The 19,285-nt window shown below is 74.3% G+C and carries 19 protein-coding genes; 5 read left to right on the top strand and 14 right to left on the bottom strand.

Annotation, left to right across the window (positions count from 1 at the left end):
• Positions 1-20 precede the first annotated feature (20 nt).
• Both ACI79D_RS15385 and ACI79D_RS15380 read left to right on the top strand, forming a co-directional pair.
• The gene (locus ACI79D_RS15385) at positions 21-878 is read left to right on the top strand and encodes an aldo/keto reductase (protein WP_456919297.1); all 858 of its coding nucleotides are present in this window, start codon (positions 21-23) and stop codon (positions 876-878) included.
• Between the two features lie 79 nt (positions 879-957).
• Positions 958-1,413: a CBS domain-containing protein gene (locus tag ACI79D_RS15380; protein ID WP_456919296.1), complete on the top strand. Its 456-nt coding sequence runs from the start codon at positions 958-960 to the stop codon at positions 1,411-1,413.
• Between the two features lie 18 nt (positions 1,414-1,431).
• Here ACI79D_RS15380 and ACI79D_RS15375 read toward each other — a convergent pair whose 3' ends face one another.
• The 6 genes from ACI79D_RS15375 to ACI79D_RS15350 all read right to left on the bottom strand — a co-directional run bounded on the left by ACI79D_RS15375 (position 1,432) and on the right by ACI79D_RS15350 (position 7,705).
• A complete protein-coding gene (locus ACI79D_RS15375; protein WP_456919294.1) occupies positions 1,432-1,731 on the bottom strand; it encodes a hypothetical protein in 300 nt (99 codons plus the stop codon).
• A gap of 1 nt (position 1,732) precedes the next feature.
• Complete coding sequence (locus tag ACI79D_RS15370; protein ID WP_456919293.1) at positions 1,733-2,824, bottom strand: pyridoxal-phosphate-dependent aminotransferase family protein; 1,092 nt, start codon at positions 2,822-2,824, stop codon at positions 1,733-1,735.
• Between the two features lie 35 nt (positions 2,825-2,859).
• Positions 2,860-4,647: an aspartate--tRNA ligase gene (aspS, locus tag ACI79D_RS15365; RefSeq protein ID WP_456919291.1), complete on the bottom strand. Its 1,788-nt coding sequence runs from the start codon at positions 4,645-4,647 to the stop codon at positions 2,860-2,862.
• A gap of 25 nt (positions 4,648-4,672) precedes the next feature.
• Complete coding sequence (locus ACI79D_RS15360) at positions 4,673-5,662, bottom strand: aldo/keto reductase (protein WP_456919290.1); 990 nt, start codon at positions 5,660-5,662, stop codon at positions 4,673-4,675.
• A gap of 82 nt (positions 5,663-5,744) precedes the next feature.
• On the bottom strand, positions 5,745-7,013 hold the full coding sequence (hisS, locus tag ACI79D_RS15355; protein ID WP_456919289.1) for a histidine--tRNA ligase: 1,269 nt from the start codon (positions 7,011-7,013) through the stop codon (positions 5,745-5,747).
• Complete coding sequence (locus ACI79D_RS15350) at positions 7,010-7,705, bottom strand: MBL fold metallo-hydrolase (RefSeq protein WP_456919288.1); 696 nt, start codon at positions 7,703-7,705, stop codon at positions 7,010-7,012. The genes hisS and ACI79D_RS15350 overlap by 4 nt, the downstream gene beginning before the upstream one ends.
• Before the next feature lie 165 nt (positions 7,706-7,870).
• Here ACI79D_RS15350 and ACI79D_RS15345 point away from each other — a divergent pair, with 165 nt between their 5' ends.
• Genes ACI79D_RS15345 through ACI79D_RS15335 form a run of 3 tightly spaced genes read left to right on the top strand, consistent with a single transcriptional unit; the run spans position 7,871 to position 9,965 of the window.
• The gene (locus ACI79D_RS15345; protein WP_456919287.1) at positions 7,871-8,692 is read left to right on the top strand and encodes a peptidylprolyl isomerase; all 822 of its coding nucleotides are present in this window, start codon (positions 7,871-7,873) and stop codon (positions 8,690-8,692) included.
• The gene (locus ACI79D_RS15340; protein ID WP_456919285.1) at positions 8,689-9,402 is read left to right on the top strand and encodes a peptidylprolyl isomerase; all 714 of its coding nucleotides are present in this window, start codon (positions 8,689-8,691) and stop codon (positions 9,400-9,402) included. Before ACI79D_RS15345 ends, ACI79D_RS15340 begins: the two co-directional genes overlap by 4 nt.
• Positions 9,402-9,965, top strand: coding sequence for a DUF3105 domain-containing protein (locus ACI79D_RS15335; RefSeq protein ID WP_456919284.1), 564 nt, complete (start codon positions 9,402-9,404; stop codon positions 9,963-9,965). Before ACI79D_RS15340 ends, ACI79D_RS15335 begins: the two co-directional genes overlap by 1 nt.
• A 103-nt stretch (positions 9,966-10,068) precedes the next feature.
• Here ACI79D_RS15335 and ACI79D_RS15330 read toward each other — a convergent pair whose 3' ends face one another.
• The 8 genes from ACI79D_RS15330 to ruvC all read right to left on the bottom strand — a co-directional run bounded on the left by ACI79D_RS15330 (position 10,069) and on the right by ruvC (position 19,137).
• Positions 10,069-12,525 carry a RelA/SpoT family protein gene (locus tag ACI79D_RS15330; protein WP_456919283.1) on the bottom strand — a complete coding sequence of 819 codons (2,457 nt, stop codon included), beginning with the start codon at positions 12,523-12,525 and terminating at the stop codon, positions 10,069-10,071.
• An 89-nt stretch (positions 12,526-12,614) separates the two neighbouring features.
• Entirely contained in the window at positions 12,615-13,202 is a 588-nt protein-coding gene (locus tag ACI79D_RS15325) for an adenine phosphoribosyltransferase (RefSeq protein WP_456919281.1), read from the bottom strand.
• Positions 13,199-14,596, bottom strand: coding sequence for a protein translocase subunit SecF (secF, locus tag ACI79D_RS15320; RefSeq protein WP_456919280.1), 1,398 nt, complete (start codon positions 14,594-14,596; stop codon positions 13,199-13,201). The genes ACI79D_RS15325 and secF overlap by 4 nt, the downstream gene beginning before the upstream one ends.
• Complete coding sequence (gene secD, locus ACI79D_RS15315; protein WP_456919279.1) at positions 14,593-16,284, bottom strand: protein translocase subunit SecD; 1,692 nt, start codon at positions 16,282-16,284, stop codon at positions 14,593-14,595. Before secD ends, secF begins: the two co-directional genes overlap by 4 nt.
• 14 nt (positions 16,285-16,298) lie before the next feature.
• Positions 16,299-16,649, bottom strand: coding sequence for a preprotein translocase subunit YajC (yajC, locus tag ACI79D_RS15310; protein ID WP_456919277.1), 351 nt, complete (start codon positions 16,647-16,649; stop codon positions 16,299-16,301).
• A 162-nt stretch (positions 16,650-16,811) separates the two neighbouring features.
• Complete coding sequence (ruvB, locus tag ACI79D_RS15305; RefSeq protein ID WP_456919276.1) at positions 16,812-17,936, bottom strand: Holliday junction branch migration DNA helicase RuvB; 1,125 nt, start codon at positions 17,934-17,936, stop codon at positions 16,812-16,814.
• Positions 17,933-18,574 carry a Holliday junction branch migration protein RuvA gene (ruvA, locus tag ACI79D_RS15300; RefSeq protein ID WP_456919274.1) on the bottom strand — a complete coding sequence of 214 codons (642 nt, stop codon included), beginning with the start codon at positions 18,572-18,574 and terminating at the stop codon, positions 17,933-17,935. The genes ruvB and ruvA overlap by 4 nt, the downstream gene beginning before the upstream one ends.
• The gene (gene ruvC, locus ACI79D_RS15295; RefSeq protein ID WP_456919272.1) at positions 18,571-19,137 is read right to left on the bottom strand and encodes a crossover junction endodeoxyribonuclease RuvC; all 567 of its coding nucleotides are present in this window, start codon (positions 19,135-19,137) and stop codon (positions 18,571-18,573) included. The genes ruvA and ruvC overlap by 4 nt, the downstream gene beginning before the upstream one ends.
• Between the last annotated feature and the right edge of the window lie 148 nt (positions 19,138-19,285).

Genomic DNA, 19,285 nt, shown 5'->3' with positions numbered 1-19,285 from the left:
CCGCGGGGCACGACACCCCCGTGCAGCAACGACGCATCGGAGACCGCCCCGTCAGCGCCATCGGCCTCGGCGCCATGCCCCTGTCCACCAAGACCGACCGGCCCTCCCCCGAGGACGCCGTCGCCACCGTCCACGCCGCGCTCGACGCCGGCGTGACGCTCATCGACACCGCCGACGCCTACGCCCGCGACGAGGCGGAGTTCGGGCACAACGAGTCGCTGGTCGCCGACGCGCTGGCCTCCTACGGGTCCGGTGCCGACGACGTCCTGGTGGCGACCAAGGGCGGGCACACCCGGCGCGGCACGGACTGGGAGCTCGACGGCACGCCGGCCTACCTGCGCAAGGCCTGCGAGGAGTCGCTGCGGCGTCTCGGCGTGGACGCGATCGGGCTCTACCAGTTCCACCGGCCCGACCCGGACACGCCCTGGGAGGAGTCCATGGGCGCGTTGCGCCAACTCGCCGACGACGGCCTGGTCCGCATGGTCGGGATCTCCAACGCCGACATCGCGCAGATCGACGTCGCCCGCTCGATCGTGGGCCCGGCGCTGGTGAGCGTGCAGAACCAGTTCTCCCCCGGCTGGCGGTTCTCCGCCGACGAGGTGGCGCACTGCGCGGCGCACGGGCTGGCGTTCCTGCCGTGGAGCCCGTTCGGCGGCGTGTCCGCGGCCGGCTCGCTGGACGACACCGCGCCGGCGTTCGCCGAGGTGGCGTCGGAGCTGGGCGTGTCGGTGTACCGGGTGGCGCTGGCCTGGCACCTGGCGCAGTCGGAGGTGGTCGTGCCCATCCCGGGGGCGTCGCGCCCGGCGTCCATCGTCGACTCCGCGGCCGCGGCCGACCTGCAGCTGACCGCCGACCAGCTGGCCCGCCTGGACAGCTGACCGCCGCCGGCCCTCCCGCTGCCGCCTCCGCAGCCCCCACAATGGCCCCACGACCGGGCCCTCCGAAGGGATCGCGGACATGGCCGTTCCCCCGTCTCCTGCCCCGACCAGCACCGGGCCGCTCGTCGCCGCACAGGTGATGCGCCCTCCGGTGACGACGGTGGAGCGCAGCGCCCACGTCGCCGCGGTCGCCTACCTGATGAAGAAGTCGCACGACAACGCGCTCGTGGTGATCAGCGACGACGGCGAGCGCCGGCCGATCACGGTGATCTGCGACAGCGACGTCACCCAGGCGGTCGCGGACGGGCGGGACCTCGAGGAGACCCGGATCACCGACCTGCACCTCGGCGAGGTCGTGACGTTCACCTCGGACACGCCCGTTCCGCAGGTGGCCGAGCGGATGCTCGAGACGCGGGTCGCCTACGCGCCGGTGGTCGAGGAGGGTCGGCTGGTGGGGCTGGTCGACCTGGCGGTGGTCTGCGGGGCGCTGCTGACCGACCGCCGGTCGCACGGCCTGCGGGACGACGAGGCGTAGCCGCCGCCCGCGGACGGCTCAGCCGGCCGGCGGTGCCGCGGGACGGCGGCCGGCCAGCAGGGCGGCGACGAACGCCGCGCCCACGACAGCCACCACCCAGGGCAGCAGCGGCCGGCCCTGCGGGGACGCCGCGAGCCAGAACACCTGCACCGCGCCGGCGAGGGCGTCGCCGAGCCCGCGGGGCAGCCCCGCCCCCGGCCGCAGGTACGGCTCCAGGTAGGTCACCGCGGTCAGCGCCGGGCCGACGAACCAGGTCACCAGCCCCCACGCCGGCAGCCGGCGCGCCGTCCGGACCGGCGCCGGCGAGGGGGCGATCACCTCAGCGGCCGAGGACCTCGCGCAGCGCGGCCAGCACCAGCGCGACGGTGTCGGGACGGGCGTTGGCACCCATCAGCCCGATCCGCCACACGGTGGCCGCGTACGCGCCGACGCCGCCGCCGATCTCCAGGTCGTAGCGCTCCAGCAGCTCCTTGCGGACCGACGCGGAGTCCACGCCGTCGGGCACCCGCACGGTGGTCAGCTCCGGCAGCCGGGAGCCCTCGGCGGCGAACAGCTCCAGACCCATGGCCTGCAGCCCCTCGTGCAGCAGCCGCCCGGCCTCCGCGTGGCGGGCGTGCACGGCCTCCAGGCCCTCGTCGAGGATCCGGCCGAGGCCGGCGTGCAGCGACACGACCATCCCGGTGGGCGCGGTGTGGTGGTAGGTGCGCCCGCCGGAGCCCGCGGCCTCGCCGGCGTAGCCGCCGAGCATGCCCAGGTCGAGGTACCAGCTGCGCGGCTGCTCGACCCGCCGTTCCCAGGCCCGGTCGTTGATGGTGAACGGCGCGAGGCCGGGGGCCACGCCCAGGCACTTCTGCGAGCCGGAGTAGGCCAGGTCCACGCCCCAGTCGTCCAGCCGCACCGGGATGCCGCCCAGCGAGGTCACGCAGTCGGCCAGGAGCAGGGCGTCGCCCTTGCCCGCGGCCAGCGGCTCGAGGTCGGAGAGCACACCGGTCGAGGTCTCGGCGTGGACCGCGGCGATCAGCTTCGGCGACGGGTACGCCGAGAGCACGCGGTCGGCGTCGACCGGCTGCCCCCAGTCGTGGTCGACCCGGACGACCTCGGCGCCGCAGCGCGAGGCGACGTCCACCATCCGCTCGCCGAACAGGCCGTTGACCGCGACGACGACGACGTCGCCGGGACCCACGGTGTTGACGAAGGCCGCCTCCATGCCCGCCGAGCCGGTCGCCGACAGCGGCAGCGTGCGCCGGTTGGTCGTGCCGAACACCCGGCGCAGCCGGTCGGAGGTCTCGTCGAGGATCCCGAGGAAGACCGGGTCGAGGTGCCCCAGCAGCGGCTGGGCGAGGGCGACGGTCGCCTCCGGATAGGGGTTGGAGGGACCGGGTCCGAGCAGGGTGCGGGCACGCAACGGCATGCCCGCAACCTACCGGCGGCCTGTGACGAGGGTCGCTATGGGCGGATCGTCACGTGTGTCGAGGTCGGTCCGGGGGCCCCGGGCTCGGCCGGCAGCGCCGGCTCCTCCGGCTTCGCGTCGATGCCCGCCTCCTTGCGCTGGGCCTCGGTGATCGGCGTCGGCGCGCCGGTGAGCGGGTCGAACCCGGCACCGGTCTTCGGGAAGGCGATGACCTCGCGGATGGAGTCCACCCCGGCCAGCAGCGCGGTCAGCCGGTCCCAGCCCAGGGCGGCGCCGGCGTGCGGCGGCGGGCCGTAGGCGAAGGCCTCCAGGAAGAAGCCGAACCGCTCCCGGGCCTCCTCCCGCGACATGCCGAGCGTCTCGAACACCCGCTCCTGCAGCTCGGGGTCGGAGATGCGGACCGAGCCGCTGGCCAGCTCGTTGCCGTTGACCACCAGGTCGTAGGCGTCGGACAGGGCGCCGCCCCTGTCCTCGGCGAACCGCTCCCGCCACTCCGGGGTGGGCGAGGTGAACGGGTGGTGCATGAAGGTCCAGTCGCCGTCCTCGGTCTCCTCGAACATCGGGAAGTCGACGACGAACAGGAACGACCACGAGCCCGGCTCGATCAGCTCCAGCCGGCGGGCGATCTCGTTGCGCGCCGCCCCCAGCAGCTCCTGCGAGGGACGCCGCGGGCCGGCGGCGAAGAACACGCAGTCGCCGGGCTTCGCGCCGACGGCGGCGACCAGGCCCTCGCGCTCGCTGTCGGAGATGTTCTTGGCGACCGGCCCGCCGAGGGTGCCGTCCTCGGCGATGGTCACGTAGGCCAGCCCGCGCGCGCCGCGGGACTTCGCCCAGTCCTGCCAGGCGTCGAACGCCCGCCGCGGCTGCGACCCGCCGCCGGGCATGACCAGGGCGCCGACGTAGGGCGCCTGGAAGACCCGGAACGGCGTGTCGGCGAAGTACCCGGTCAGCTCGGTCAGCTCGAGGCCGAACCGCAGGTCGGGCTTGTCCGACCCGAACCGGTCCATCGCCTCGCGGTAGCTCATCCGCGGGATCTCGGGCACCTCGTAGCCGGCCAGCTCCCGCCACAGCGCCCGGACGACGTCCTCGACCACTGCCAGGACGTCGTCGCGCTCGACGAAGCTCATCTCGAAGTCCAGCTGGGTGAACTCCGGCTGCCGGTCGGCGCGGAAGTCCTCGTCCCGGAAGCAGCGGGCGATCTGGTAGTAGCGCTCCAGCCCGCCGATCATCAGCAGCTGCTTGAACAGCTGCGGGGACTGCGGCAGCGCGTACCACTTGCCCGGCTGCAGCCGGACGGGGACGACGAAGTCGCGGGCGCCCTCGGGCGTGGAGCGGGTCAGGTTCGGCGTCTCGACCTCGACGAAGCCGTGCTGCGCCATGACGCCGCGGGCCACCCGGTTGATCTCGCTGCGCAGCCGCAGCGTCCGGGCCGGGCCCTGCCGGCGCAGGTCGAGGTAGCGGTACCGGTAGCGCACGTCGTCGCTGGCGGCCTGGTCGGTCTCGATCGGGAACGGCAGCGGCGCGGCCGGGGACAGCACACGCAGCTCGGCGGCGGCCACCTCGATCTCGCCGGTCGGCAGCTCCGGGTTCTCGTTGCCCTCCGGGCGCCGGCGCACCTCGCCGGTGACCAGCACGCAGAACTCGTTGCGGAGCGCGTGCGCCTCCTCCTCGCGGACGACGACCTGGACGTACCCGGAGGCGTCGCGCAGGTCGACGAAGACCACGCCGCCGTGGTCGCGGCGGCGGGCCACCCAGCCGGCGAGGGTGACGGTGGAACCGGCGTCCGACGCGCGCAGCGTGCCGGCGTCGTGGGAGCGGAGCACTAGAGGAGAGCCTTTCGGGACGGGGTCACCAGCGGTCGTGCACGTGCGCGCGGATGCGCTCGTCGTAGAGCCGCTCGAGGTCGGCGAGGTCGGCGTCTGTCAGCGGGGGCAGCTCGGCCGCCTCCGCGTTGCCGCGGGCCTGCCCGACGTTGCGGGCGCCGGGGATGACCGAGGTGACGCCGGGCTGCTGGATCACCCAGCGCAGCGCCACGGCGCTGGGCACCCGGTCGCCGCAGATCTCGACGAACTCCCGGGCGGCCTGGACGCCGACCTCGTACGGGACCCCCGCGAAGGTCTCGCCGACGTCGAAGGCCTCGCCGTGCCGGTTGAAGCTGCGGTGGTCGTCGGGCGCGAACGTCGTCGCCTCGGTGTAGCGGCCGCTGAGCAGACCGCTGGCCAGCGGCACCCGCGCCAGGACGCCGACCTGCGCCTTGGCCGCGGCCGGCAGCAGCTCCTCCAGCGGCTTGCGCCGGAAGACGTTGAGGATCACCTGGATCGACTGCACGCCGGGGTGCTCCAGGGCGGTCAGCCCCTCCGCGACGGTCTCCACCGAGACGCCGTACGCGGCGATCGCCTGCTCCTCGACCAGCGCGTCGAGGGTGTCGTACACCCGCTGGTCGCTGTAGACCGCGGTCGGCGGGCAGTGCAGCTGCACCAGGTCGAGGGTCTCGACGCCGAGGTTGCGGCGGGACCGGTCGATCCAGGCGCGCAGGTTCTCCGGGGTGTACTGCGCCGCCTCGAACGGGTCGGCGCGCCGGCCGGCCTTGGTGGCGACGAACGGCCGCTCCGAGCGCGCCGCCAGGGCCGCCCGGATGCGCTGCTCCGAGCGCCCGTCGCCGTAGACGTCGGCGGTGTCGAGCAGGGTGACGCCCGCGTCGAGGGCGGCGTCCAGGACTTCGGCGGCGGTGTCGTCGTCGACGTCCCCCCAGTCACCGCCCAGCTGCCAGGTGCCCAGGCCCACGACGCTGACGTCGGCCCCCGTCCGCCCGAGCGGTCGCTGCTCCATGGTGCTCATCGTTCGACTCCGCCCTCGTTCCGCTCCTCGGTCCCTGGCGCTCCCTGCGATGCTCGCGCGGGCGTCGTTCTCACAGTCGAGGTCACTCCCCCACCGTCGCACGCACCGTCTCGAACAGCTCGCCCACCGGGACGGCCCGCTGCTCGCCGGTGCGCAGGTCCTTGAGCTGGCCGACGCCCTCGGCCAGGTCGCGCTCGCCGATGACGACGACGTGCGAGGCGCCCGAGCGGTCGGCGGCCTTCATCGCGCCCTTGAGCCCGCGGTCGCCGTACACGGTGTCGGCCGAGACGCCCGCCCGGCGCAGCTGCCCGACCAGCTCCACCGCCAGCCGCTTGGCCTGCGCGCCCAGCGGCACCACGAACGCCTGCACGCCCGGTGCGACGCCGATGTCGAGCCCCTCGGCCTGCACCGCCAGCAGCGTGCGGTCCACCCCCACGGCGTAGCCGATGCCGGACAGGTCCGGGCCGCCGAGCGCCGCCGACAGCCCGTCGTAGCGCCCGCCGCCGCCGATCGCCGACTGGGCGCCCAGCCCGTTGTGCACGAACTCGAACGTCGTCTTGGTGTAGTAGTCCAGCCCGCGGACCAGCTTCGGCGCCTCGGTCCAGGTCACGCCGAGGTCGGTCAGGTGCTGGCGGACGGCGTCGTAGTGGGCCTTGGTCGAGTCCGAGAGGTGGTCGACCATCAGCGGGGCGTCGTCGAGCTGTACCTGCACCTCGGGCCGCTTGTCGTCGAGCACCCGCAGGGGGTTGATCTCCGCGCGGCGCCGGGTCTCCTCGTCGAGGTCGAGCTTGTCGAGGTAGGCGACCAGCTTCTCCCGGTACTGCGGGCGGCAGGTCGCGTCGCCCAGCGAGGTGAGGAGCAGCGCGAAGTCGGTGAGCCCCAGGTCGCGGAAGCCCTGCACGCCGAGGGCCACCACCTCGGCGTCCAGCGCCGGGTCGTCGACCCCGAGGGCCTCCATGTCGACCTGGGTGAAGTGCCGGTACCGGCCGGCCTGCGGGCGCTCGTACCGGAACGCCGACCCGACGGTCCACAGCTTCACCGGCAGGGCGCCGGTGTGCAGGCGGTGCTCGATGAAGGCCCGCATCAGCCCGGCAGTGAGCTCGGGGCGCAGGGTCAGCGAGCGGCCGCCGCGGTCGTCGAAGGTGTACATCTCCTTGGTGACGACGTCGGTGGACTCCCCCACCCCGCGGGAGAAGACGGCGGTCTCCTCGAACACCGGCGTCTCGACGTAGCCGTACCCGGCCAGCCGCAGCGGCGCGGTCAGCGCGTCGCGGACGGCCAGGAAGCGCGCCGACTCCGGCGGCAGGGTGTCGAAGGTGCCCTTCGGCGCCCGCATGATCTCGCTGGTCACAGTCCTCTTCCCCTGGGGGCCGGGCCCGCTCCGACGGCGGCCTCGGCCAGGTACGGGTTGGTCGCGCGCTCGCGCCCGATCGTCGTCGCCGGCCCGTGCCCGGGCAGCACGACGGTCTCGTCGTCCAGCGGCAGCACGACGTCGCGCAGCGAGCGCAGCATCGCCTCCCACGAGCCACCCGGCAGGTCCACCCGGCCCACCGACCCGGCGAACAGCACGTCGCCGGCCAGCAGGCCGGGCGCCTCGCCGAGGTCGAGGGAGAAGACCACCGAGCCCTGCGTGTGGCCGGGGGCGTGCCGCACCGTCAGCTCCACGCCGGCCAGCGACAGGACGGCGCCGTCGTCGAGGGAGAGCACGTCCGACGGGTCGGGCAGCCGCACGCCGGTGATCAGCGGGGCCAGCTGCGGACCGTGCCACCGCACCGGGTCGGCGAGCATGCCGGAGTCGGCGGGGTGCAGGTAGGCGGGGATGTCGTAGCCGTCGCAGACCGGCAGCACCGAGAAGGTGTGGTCGAGGTGGCCGTGGGTGAGCACGACCGCGACCGGCTTGAGGCCGTCCTCGGCCAGCATCCGGGCCAGCGGCTCGACGGCGTCCATCCCGGGGTCGACGACCACGCACTCCTGCCGCGGACCGGAGGCGACCGCGTAGCAGTTCGTGCCGAACGCGCCGGCCGGGAACGAGCGGATGAGCACCCGTGCAGGTTACGCGGGGCCCCGTCGGCGCTCCGGGCTTCCCGGCTGTCAGGGAAGGAGCAGGTTCGCCGCCTAGACTCGCGGATCGACCAGCGGTGAGCGGGCGCGCTCGGGAGCGACCGCCGCGCCCCGCCGCAGCACCCGTCCCTTCGAGGAGTACCACCCGTGCCGAGCAACAAGCAGCGGCGGCAGGCCGCGCAGCGGCGCCTGCAGCGCCAACTCGAGCGCCGCGCCGAGCTCGCCCGCAAGCGCCGTCGCAACCTGCTCATCGGGGTCACCGCGGTGGCGGTGCTGGTCGTCATCGGGGCCGTCTGGCTGATCACCGGCGTCGGCGGCGACGACACCGACGACGCCGCCGCGACCCCGACCAGCGCCGCACCGACCACCCCCGCCGCCGTCGACGGCAGCGACGGGACGTGCGACTGGACCCCGGCCGACACCGCGAACAACCCCGACCTGAAGGCCGACTCCGGCACGCCGCCCACCGAGGTGAACCCGACCGGCACCACCCCGGTCACCATCACCACGAACTTCGGCGCCATCGGGCTGACCCTCGACAACGCCAACGCCCCCTGCGGGGTGGCGAGCATGGCCTTCCTGGCGCAGCAGGGCTACTTCGACGGGACGATCTGCCACCGCGAGACCGACGGCGAGGGCCTCAAGGTGCTGCAGTGCGGCGACCCCAGCGGCACCGGCCGCGGCGGCCCGGCCTACGAGTTCCCCACCCAGGTCACCGGCGACGAGACCTACCCGCGCGGCACGGTGGCCATGGCCAACAGCGGCCAGGGCTTCGACGGCAGCCAGTTCTTCCTCGTCTTCGGCGACAGCCAGCTCCCGCCGAGCTACACCGTGCTCGGGACCATCGACGAGGCCGGCCTCGGCGTCCTCGACACCATCGCCGCCAACGGCAACGACGGCGCCAACGGCCCGGGTGACGGCGCGCCGACGCAGGAGGTCCGCATCGAGTCCCTGACGGTCGCCGCGTGAGGCTGCGGGCGCTGGCCGGCCTGGCGGGTGCGGCCCTGGCCCTGGCGGCCTGCTCCGGCGGCGCCACCGGGGAGGCCGAGCCCTCGGGCGGGGACGGCGGGTCGGCCGCCGGCGGGTCGGCGCCGTCGGGCGCGCTGACCACCTGCGCGTGGGCGGACACCCCCTCCGGCAACCCCTACCTCATCGAGGTCGAGCCGCCGGACGACGAGGTCCCGGCCACGGGGACCACCGACCTGGTCATGTCGACCAACCTCGGCGACCTCACCCTCACCCTGGACCAGGAGCGCACCCCGTGCGCGGCGGCCAGCCTGGTCCACCTGGCCGAGAGCGGCTTCTTCGACGACTCCCCCTGCCACCGGGAGGTCGACAGCGCCGGCCTGCAGGTGCTGCAGTGCGGCGACCCGACCGGGACCGGCGCCGGCGGCCCCACCTACACCTTCCCCACGCAGGTCACCGGCGACGAGACCTACCCCCGCGGCACGATCGCGATGGCCAACAGCGGCCAGGGCTTCGACGGCAGCCAGTTCTTCCTGGTCTGGGGCGACAGCCAGCTGCCCCCGGACTACACGGTCGTCGGCTCGGTCGACGAGGCCGGGCTGGCGGTGCTCGACACGGTCGCGGCCAACGGCAACGACGGCTCGATGGACCCCAGCCCCGGCGGCGGCGCCCCGACGGTGCCGGTCACCGTCGCGTCGATGTCCGTCGCCTGATGCGGCGCGGCACCCGGTCGCTCGCCGTCCTGGCCACCGTGGTCCTCGGCGGCTGCACCACGGGTGCCCAGAGTGCGCCGGAGCCGGCGGCCCCGTCGGTCACCCTGGAGAACACCCGGGTGGCGCAGTACGCGGCGGGGCAGCACACCGCTGCAGAGGTCGACTACGCCGAGACCCCGCCGGTCGGCGGCCCGCACGACCCGGTGTGGGCCGACTGCACCGGCAGCGTCTACGACGTGGCGATCCGGCCGGAGAACGCCGTCCACTCCCTCGAGCACGGCGCGGTCTGGATCACCTACGACCCCGCCCTGCTGGCCGCGGACGACGTGACGGTCCTGGCGACCGCGGTGCGGGGCACCTACGGCCTGATGATGTCGCCCTACCCGGGACTGGGCACCGCCGTCTCGCTGCAGGCCTGGAACCACGCGCTGCGGCTCGACGACGTCGACGACCCCCGGCTCGTCGAGTTCACCCGGCTGCTCACCGGCAACCCCGAGAACACCCCGGAACCCGGCGCCCCCTGCGAGAACCCCGCGTTCCTGGCCACCCCGCGCACGGCTTGAGGGGCCGCTGCGGCTAGGCGGTGCTCATCGGCCTGACTCCGCGATGGCCCCCTGCAGGGCCCCGCCGCGAGCCTGCGAGCGGCGGGGGGCAGGGGGTCCTTTCTCAGGCGGTGACGCGCTCCACGTCGAAGACGCCGTCCACGTTGCGCACCGTCTGCAGCACCGCACCCAGGTGCGCCGGGTCGGCGAGCTCGAAGGTGAACCGGCTGATCGCGACGCGGTCCCGGCTGGTCTGCACCGAGGCGGACAGGATGTTGACCCGCTCGTCGGCCAGCGCCTTGGTGACGTCGGAGAGCAGCCGGTGCCGGTCGAGCGCCTCGACCTGGATGGCGACCAGGAAGACCGAGCCGGGCTGGCTGGCCCACTCCACCTCCACCAGGCGCTCGGGCTTGCGCTCGAGGTCGGCGGCGTTGGTGCAGTCGCGCCGGTGGACGCTCACCCCGCCACCGCGGGTCACGAAGCCGAGGACGTCGTCCCCCGGCACCGGCGTGCAGCACTTGGCGAGCTTGGCCCACACGTCGGTCATCCCGTGGACGACGATGCCCGGATCCCCGCCCGCCGGACGCCGGTGCGCCGGCCGCCGCATGGGGATGGTGGTCTCGGCGATGTCCTCGACCGCGCCCTCGGCGCCACCGAGGGCCGTGAGCAGCTTGTCCACGACGGACGAGGCCGAGATCTGGTTCTCCCCCACCGCCGCGTACAGCGCCGTCACGTCGGCGTGGCGGAGGTCCTTGGCCAGGGTCGACAGCGCGTCGCCGCCGAGCAGCCGCTGCAGCGGCAGCCCGGCCTTGCGCATCGCGCGGGTCAGCGCCTCCTTGCCGGCCTCGACGGCGTCCTCGCGGCGCTCCTTGGTGAACCACTGGCGGATCTTCGTGCGCGCCCGCGAGGAGCCGACGAACGCCAGCCAGTCCTTCGACGGGCCCGCCGTCGGCGACTTGGACGTGAAGATCTCCACGACGTCGCCGTTGGTCAGCTTGCTGTCCAGCGACACCAGGGCCCCGTTGACCCGGGCGCCGATGCAGCGGTGCCCCACCTCGGTGTGCACGGCGTAGGCGAAGTCGACCGGGGTCGAGTCGCCGGGCAGGCTGAGCACGTCGCCCTTGGGCGTGAAGACGAAGACCTCCTGCGGACCGAGGTCGTAGCGCAGGGTCTCCAGGAACTCGCCGGGCTCCTGCGCCTCGCGCTGCCAGTCCAGCAGCTGGCGCAGCCACAGCATGTCGTCCGGCGAGCCGGCCTTGGCCGCGCCGAAGCCCCCGGCGTCGGGCCTGCCGCCGGCCTTGGCCTTCTCCTTGTACTTCCAGTGCGCAGCGATGCCGTACTCGGCGGTGCGGTGCATGTCGTGCGTGCGGATCTGCAGCTCCACCGGCTTGCCCTGCGGGCCGATCACCGTGGTGTGCAGCGACTGGTACATGTTGAACTTCGGCATGGCGACGAAGTCCTTGAAGCGGCCGGGTACCGGCTGCCAGTGGGCGTGCATGATGCCCAGCGCCGCATAGCAGTCGCGCACCGAGTCGACCAGGATCCGGATCCCGACGAGGTCCCAGATGTCGGTGAAGTCGCGGCCGCGCACGATCATCTTCTGGTAGATCGAGTAGTAGTGCTTGGGCCGGCCGGTGACGACCGCCTCGATCTTGGCCGCCTTCAGCTGCTCCTGGACCGTCGAGGTGACCTCGGCCAGGTAGGTGTCCCGCGACGGCGCCCGCTCGGCCACCAGGCGGACGATCTCGTCGTAGCGCTTCGGGTACAGCGTGGCGAACGCGAGGTCCTCGAGCTCCCACTTGATCGTGTTCATGCCGAGGCGGTGGGCCAGCGGCGCGAGGATCTCCAGCGTCTCGCGCGCCTTCTTCTCCTGCTTCTCCGGCGGGAGGAAGCGCAGCGTGCGCATGTTGTGCAGCCGGTCGGCGAGCTTGATGACCAGCACCCGGGGGTCGCGGGCCATCGCGACGATCATCTTGCGGATCGTCTCCGCCTGCGCCGCATCGCCCAGCTTGACGCGGTCGATCTTCGTGACGCCGTCCACCAGGTGCGCGACCTCGGGGCCGAACGCCTCGGTGATCGACTCCAGGGTCTGGCCGGTGTCTTCCACCGTGTCGTGCAGCAGCGCGGCCACCAGCGTCGTGGTGTCCATGCCCAGCCCGGCCAGGATGGTCGCCACGGCCAGCGGGTGGGTGATGTACGGGTCGCCGCTCTTGCGCTTCTGCGAGGCGTGCGCGGTCTCGGCCACGTCGTAGGCGCGCTGCAGCAGCGCCAGGTCGGCCTTGGGGTGGCTCTGCCGGTGCAGCGCGGCGAGCGGCTCGAGCACCGGTCGGACCAGGCCGCTGCGCTGCCCGGCGACGATCCGGCGGGCCAGCCGGTCGCGGACCCGCCGCCGGGGCACACCCGCCGGCTCCCGCTCGTCGGGCGGCTCGGCGACGACGTCGTCGGGACGGCGGACGACCGGACGGCTCGGCAGGGGCGGGCGGTCTCCCCCGCCCGGCGGGGCGGCTGCTCCCGTGCCGGCGGGGAGCGCCGGGGCGTCAGCCCGTGCAGCAGCCACGTTGGTGGCGGCGTCGGGGCCCATGGCGACTCCTGCAGGCCGGAGGAGGAACGACCCTCCTCATGCTAGTCGGACGACACTCCGGTAACGCACGGAGAGCCGGGCGCCATCCCTCAGGTCGTCCAGAGGGCGTGGACGGTGTGCGGCGCCAGCCGCTGGCGGCCACCCAGCGCCGAGAGCTCGACGACCACCGACACGGCGGTCACGACCCCGCCGAGCCGCTCCACCAGGGCGATCGCCGCCTCGAGCGTGCCCCCGGTGGCGAGGACGTCGTCGACGACGAGCACCCGCTGACCCGGACGGACCGAGTCGGTGTGCATCTCCAGCGTGGCGGTGCCGTACTCGAGCGCGTACTCGGCGGCCACGCGTTCGCGGGGCAGCTTGCCGGCCTTGCGCACCGGGACCACCCCGACGCCGGCGTCCAGGGCGACCGCCGCGGCGAGCAGGAACCCGCGCGCCTCCACCCCCACGACGACGTCGAAGCCCGGGTCGGTCCCGCCGGCCCCGAGCGCGGCGGCCCGCGGGTCGGCCAGTGCCGGGCCGGCCAGGCCGTCGATCACCCGGCGGAACGCGGAGCCGTCGGCGAAGACCGGCGTGAGGTCCCGGAACAGCACACCCGGTTCCGGGTGGTCGGGGACGTCGACGGTCAGCCCCGCGATCACCTCGTCGAGAGGCAGTTCCGCGGCCGGCTCCGCGGTCACCGGCGCTTCTTCCCGCCGGAGGGACGACCCGGCCGCTGCGGCCGGGCCCCCGGCCGCGGCGCCGTCGTCCCCCCGGTGCGCGGGGCGTCGGGGCGCACCGACTCCGGCGACTCCACCACGACGTCGGCCGCGGCCGGCCCGAGGTCGGCCTCCCGTTCGGCGACGGCGACCCCGCCGCTGCGGCGGGTGGTGCCGCCGGCCCGGCGGGCGGTGGCGACCGGGCCCCGGCCGGCGGTCGCGCCCGACCCGCCCTGCCGCACCCGGGAGGCGCGCCGGGCGAGCACCCGCTTGCGCAGCGCCTGCACCTCCGGCTCCCGCTCCTTGAGGTCGGCCACGATGGGCGTGGCCAGGAAGATCGAGGAATAGGTGCCCGCGGCCAGACCGACGAAAAGGACCAGGGCGAGGTCCTTGAGCGTGCCGACACCCAGCAGGCCGGCGCCGACGAACAGCAGGCCGGCCACGGGCAGCAGCGCGATGACCGAGGTGTTGATCGAGCGCATCAGCGTCTGGTTGACCGCGAGGTTGGCCGCCTCGCCCCAGGTCATGCGCGAGGTCTTGGTGAGGTCCCGGGTGTTCTCGTCGACCTTGTCGAACACGACGACGGTGTCGTAGAGGGAGAACCCGAGGATGGTGAGGAACCCGATGATCGTCGAGGGGGTCACCTCGAAGCCGATCAGGGCGTAGACCCCGGCGGTGACGACGATGTCGTGGACCAGCGCGGCCATGGCGCCGATGGCCATCTTCGGCTGGAACCGCACGGCGAGGAACAGCACCACCGCGACGAAGAAGACCGCCAAGGCCACCAGCGCCTGGTCGGTGATGTCGCGGCCCCACTCGGCGCTGACCGCCTCGGGGCTGACCTGCGCCGGGTCGATGCCGGCCGCGTCGGCGACCGCGTCCACGACGGCGCGCTCGGCGTCGTTGTCCAGCGCGCCGGTGCGCAGCAGCACGGTGTCCCCGCCGACCACCTGGGCGCTGGCCACGTCGGCGCCGGCGTCCTCGGCTGCGGCGCGCACCTCGCCCAGCTGTGCCTCGGTGCCCGGCAGGCGGAAGCTGTTGCCGCCGGCGAAGTCGATGCCGAAGTTGAAGCCGCGGAACACGATGGCCGCGATGCACAGCAGCACGACGACGGCGGTGACCTTGTAGATCAGCCGGCTGCGACCGACGACGTCGAGGCCGGCCTCGCCGTTGTAGAGCCGGTGGGCCAGCGAGGCCCGGTGCGGGGGACGCACGGTGGCCCGGTCGCCCTCGCGGGGCAGCCCGGCGTCGTCCAGGGCGGTGTCGTCGGCCGCGGCCGCGGCGTCCTCCGCGGCCGAGCCGGCGTCGCGGGTCTCGTCCTCGGCGGTGCCCACGGGCAGCCCGTCGTCCTCGTGACGGGGGTCGCGGCCGCTCATGAGTCGCTCCTGTCCTGCGCGGTGCTGCCGGACCCGCTGCCGGCGCCGACGAGCTCGCGCCCGGCCGAGGGACGGCGGCCGGTGGGCCGGCCCGGCCGGTCGAGACTGCGGCCGAGGCCGGAGAACCGGCTGCTGCCGAACGACCGGAAGCGCGCCAGCACCGCCATCAGCGGGTGGGTGAAGAGGAAGACGACGACCAGGTCGAGCACCGTCGACATGCCGAGGGTGAACGCGAAGCCCTTCACGTCGCCGATCGCCAGCACGTAGAGGATCGCCGCGGCGAGGAAGCTGACCGCGTCGGCGGAGAGGATCGTGCGCCGCGCGCGGACCCACGCCCGCGGCACCGCCGACCGCAGTGTGCGGCCCTCGCGGATCTCGTCCTTGAGCCGCTCGAAGTACACGACGAACGAGTCCGCGGTGATGCCGATCGACACGATGAACCCGGCGATGCCGGCGAGGCTGAGGGTGAACCCGATCTGCCGGCCGAGCAGCACCAGGACGGCGTAGACCACCACCGCCGACAGCACCAGGCTGGCGATCATCACCAGGCCGAGCAGCCGGTAGTAGACCAACGCGTAGACGAAGACCAGCGCGATGCCGATGGCGCCGGCGATCAGGCCGGCCTGCAGCTGCTCCTCGCCGAGCTCGGTGGAGATCGACTGGGCGGTCGCCTGGGTGAAGGTCAGCGGCAGCGCGCCGTAGCGCAGCTGGTTGGCCAGCTGCTCGGCCTCTTGCTGCGTGAACTGGCCGGTGATCGTCGTCTGCCCGTTGATCGCCCCCTGGATGGTGGGCGCGGAGACCACCCGGCCGTCGAGGGTGAACGCGACGTTCTTGCCGATGTTCGCGGCGGTGTAGGTCGCCCAGGTCTCGCGGCCGGTGGAGTTGAAGTCCAGCAGGACGATCCACTCGCCGGTGGCCTGCTGGGTGCCGGCCTGGGCGTCGACGATGTCGGTGCCCTCGAGGATCGCCGGGCCGAGCAGGTACTTGAACTGGCCGTCCTCCGAGCACGCCGCGACGTGGTCCTGGGACCGGTCCACCGCCGCCGCCGGGTCGGTGGTGTCGCAGGTCAGGGTGGCGTACTCGGCCTGCGCCTGCTCCTGGGTCACCGCCGGGGCGTCCGGGTCGGGGATGGAGGGGTCGGCGACCGCGCCGTCCGACGGCGCGGCATCGGTCGGGGTGGCGGCGTCGGTCGGCGCGGCCGAGTCGGTGGGTGCCGCGCTGTCGGTCGGTGTGGCGCCGTCGGTGGGCGTGGCCGCGTCGCTGGGCGTCGTCCCGTCGGTCGGCGCCGCGCTGTCCTCGGCGGCCGGGGTGGCCGGCTCCGGTCCGGCGAGCACCGGCCGGAACCGCAGCTGCGCGGTCTGGCCCAGCTCCCGCGCCTGCTCGCCGTCGTCCCCCGGGACGGAGATGACGATGTTCGAGTCGCCCTCGGTGACCACCTCGGCCTCGGCCACGCCCAGGCCGTTGACCCGCTGCTCGATGATCTGCCGGGCGAGCTCGAGGTCCTCGGGGGCCGGCGCCTGCCCGTCCGGGGTGCGCGCGGACAGGGTGACCGTCGTCCCGCCCCGCAGGTCCAGCCCCAGCTGCGGGGTGCGGGTGTCACCGGTGAGGAAGATCAGGCCGTAGAGGACGGCGATGATCAGCACGAACGCGCCGAAGTACCGGCGCGCGGGGAGCTGACGCTGGGCCACGGAGGACTACCTGCTCAGTGCGCCCGGTCGGCGGGACCGCCGTCGGCCGGGCCGTTGGCGTCGTCCCCCGGGACGGCGGGACCGTCGACCGCCGGGCCGGGCACGGCGGGCTTGCGGACCTCGAGGATGGCCTGCCGCGCGAAGGTGACCACGACCCCCGGGGCGATCTCGAGGTCGACGGTGCCCTCGCCCAGGCGCGCGACCGTGCCGTGCAGCCCGGCGGTCGTCATGACCGGGGTGCCCGGGGTCAGCGACTCCTGCATCGCCTGGGCCTGCGCCTGCGCCCGCTTGCGCTGCCGGGCGGGCAGCACGATGAGCAGGACGAAGGCCAGGGCCAGGAGGACGAGCGGGAAGTACTGCTCCACGACAGATGTGCCTCTCTACCGCGCGGCGTTCCGCGGTGGGTGCGGCCCGGGACGGGACCGCTCGGGTACGGCGGCTGTGGCGCGCCGCGTCATCCGCGTGCAGCGACCGGGCAGGACGCGCGCGGCCGCGGCCGGACGAGTTGCGCGCCAGCGCTCCGCAGTCTAGGCGTCGAACAGCGTCTCTGACGACGAACCGGGGACCGGTGGGTCGACGGTGACCCTCCCGAGGGGGATGCCGCCGCGCGGGACGGGCTGTCCCAGGTGCTGCCAGGCGGCCTCGGTGGCGACCCGGCCCCGCGGCGTGCGGGCCAGCAGGCCGGCGCGGACCAGGAACGGCTCGCAGACCTCCTCGACGGTGTGCGGCTCCTCCCCCACCGCGACCGCCAGCGTGGCGACCCCGACCGGACCGCCCCCGAACCGCATCACCAGGGCCTCCAGGACGGCGCGGTCGAGCCGGTCCAGGCCCAGGTGGTCGACGTCGTAGAGGGCCAGCGCCGCCTCGGCGACCGCGCGGGTGACCCGGCCGTCGGCCCGCACCTCGGCGTAGTCGCGGACCCGGCGCAGCAGCCGGTTGGCGATGCGCGGCGTCCCTCGGGACCGGCCGGCGATCTCCGCCGACCCCTCCTCGGTGAGCTCGACGCCGAGCAGAGAGGCGCTGCGGGCCAGCACCCGCTGCAGCTCGGACGGCTCGTAGAACTCCATCTGGCCGACGAAGCCGAACCGGTCGCGCAGCGGGCCGGTCAGCAGGCCGGCGCGGGTGGTGGCGCCGACCAGCGTGAACGGGTTGATCTCCAGCGGGATCGCGGTCGCACCGGGCCCCTTGCCGACGACGACGTCGACCCGGAAGTCCTCCATCGCCATGTACAGCAGTTCCTCGGCCGGCCGGGCGATCCGGTGGATCTCGTCGATGAACAGCACGTCGCCGGGGCCGAGGTTGGACAGCATCGCGGCGAGGTCACCGGAGCGCTCGATCGCCGGACCGCTGGTGATCTTCACCGACGTGCCCAGCTCGGAGCCGATGATCAGCGCGAGGCTGGTCTTGCCCAGCCCGGGCGGCCCGGACAGCAGCACGTGGTCCGGCGGCCGGCCGCGTCGCTTGGCGCCCTCCAGGACCAGCTCCAGCTGGCGGGCGACCTTGGGCTGACCGATGAAGTCCGCCAGCGAGTGGGGGCGCAGGGCCGACTCGACGACCCGCTCCTCGTCACCGGCCTGCGCCGAGACCGAGTAGTCGCGGGTGAACCCCTCGGCCGGCTCCGCGGACAGGCCGCGGTCGAAGGGGCTGCTCACGGCCTACCCAGCATCCGCAGCGCCTGCCGCAGCAGCACCGCCACCTCGACCGACCCGGTCTCGGCGACCTGCTCGTCGGCGATCGGCGCGAGCTGGGCGACGGCGCTGTCGGCCTCCTTGCTGGTCCACCCCAGCCCCACCAGGGCCGAGGCGAGCTGGTCGCGCCACGGGGCGACGGGGGTGACCGACGGCAGCCCCGCGGGGGCCCCCGCGCCGTCGAGCTGGGTGTCGGTGGTGGTCGCCCCCAGCCGGTCGCGCAGCTCCAGGATCAGCCGCTCGGCGCCCTTCTTGCCGATGCCCGGCACCTGCATCAGGGCTTTGACGTCAGCCATCGACACCGCGCGGCGGACCTCCCGCGGCGGGTGGATGGCCAGCACCGCCTGGGCCAGCCGCGGGCCCACGCCGTTGGCCGTCTGGAGCAGCTCGAACAGCTGCCGCTCGTCGTCGTCGGCGAAGCCGTAGAGGGTCAGTGAGTCCTCGCGGACCACCAGGCTGGTCGACAGCCGGGCGCTCTCCCCCACCTGCAGCCGGGCGATCGTGCCGGGGGTGCACTGCACCGCCAGCCCGATGCCGCCGACCTCGACCACGGCGCCGTCCGGCGACACCGCCGCGACCCGGCCCGACACGCTGGCGATCACCGCGACACCCCCGTCCAGCGCGGGAGGGTCGTCGACCGCACGGGGGCGCCGATGCCGCCGGCCAGCGCGGCGTGCCGCAACCGTTGCTGCGCGGGCCCCCGCCAGGCGTGGCAGACGGCCAGCGCCAGCGCGTCGGCGGCGTCGGCGGGCTTGGGCGGGGACGACAGCCCCAGCACCCGGGTGACCATGAGGGTGACCTGCTCCTTGTCGGCTCGGCCGCTGCCGGAGATGGCGGCCTTGACCTCGCTCGGCGTGTGCCAGGCGACGGGCCGGTCGGCCTGCGCCGCGGCCAGCGCGGCGACGCCGGCGGCCTGGGCGGTGCCGGTGGCGGTGCCCTTGTTGTTCTGGGTGAACACCCGCTCGATCGCCACGACGTCGGGGCGGTGCTCGCGCAGCAGCGCGGTCACGGCGGTGTGCAGCTCCAGCAGGCGCAGCTCGAGGTCGAGCTCCGCGGCGGTGCGGACGACGCCGACCCCCACCGCCGCAGGGCGGGCTCCGGGACGCCCGTCGACCACCCCCCACCCGCACCGGGTGAGGCCCGGGTCGATGCCGAGCACCCGCATGGAGGAGCCTCCCGCCGTCAGCCGAACTGGTGTTCGACCGAGGTTAACCGCCCGGGACGACGCAAGGCCGCGACACGCCTTGGTGAGGGGCTGGAACGGCCTCCCTGCAGGGTCCCGGCCCGAGCCTGCGAGGGTCGGGGGGCAGGGA

The sequence above is a fragment of the Geodermatophilus sp. SYSU D00708 genome (assembly GCF_054050115.1).
This window is presented reverse-complemented; position numbering and strand designations above follow the sequence as displayed.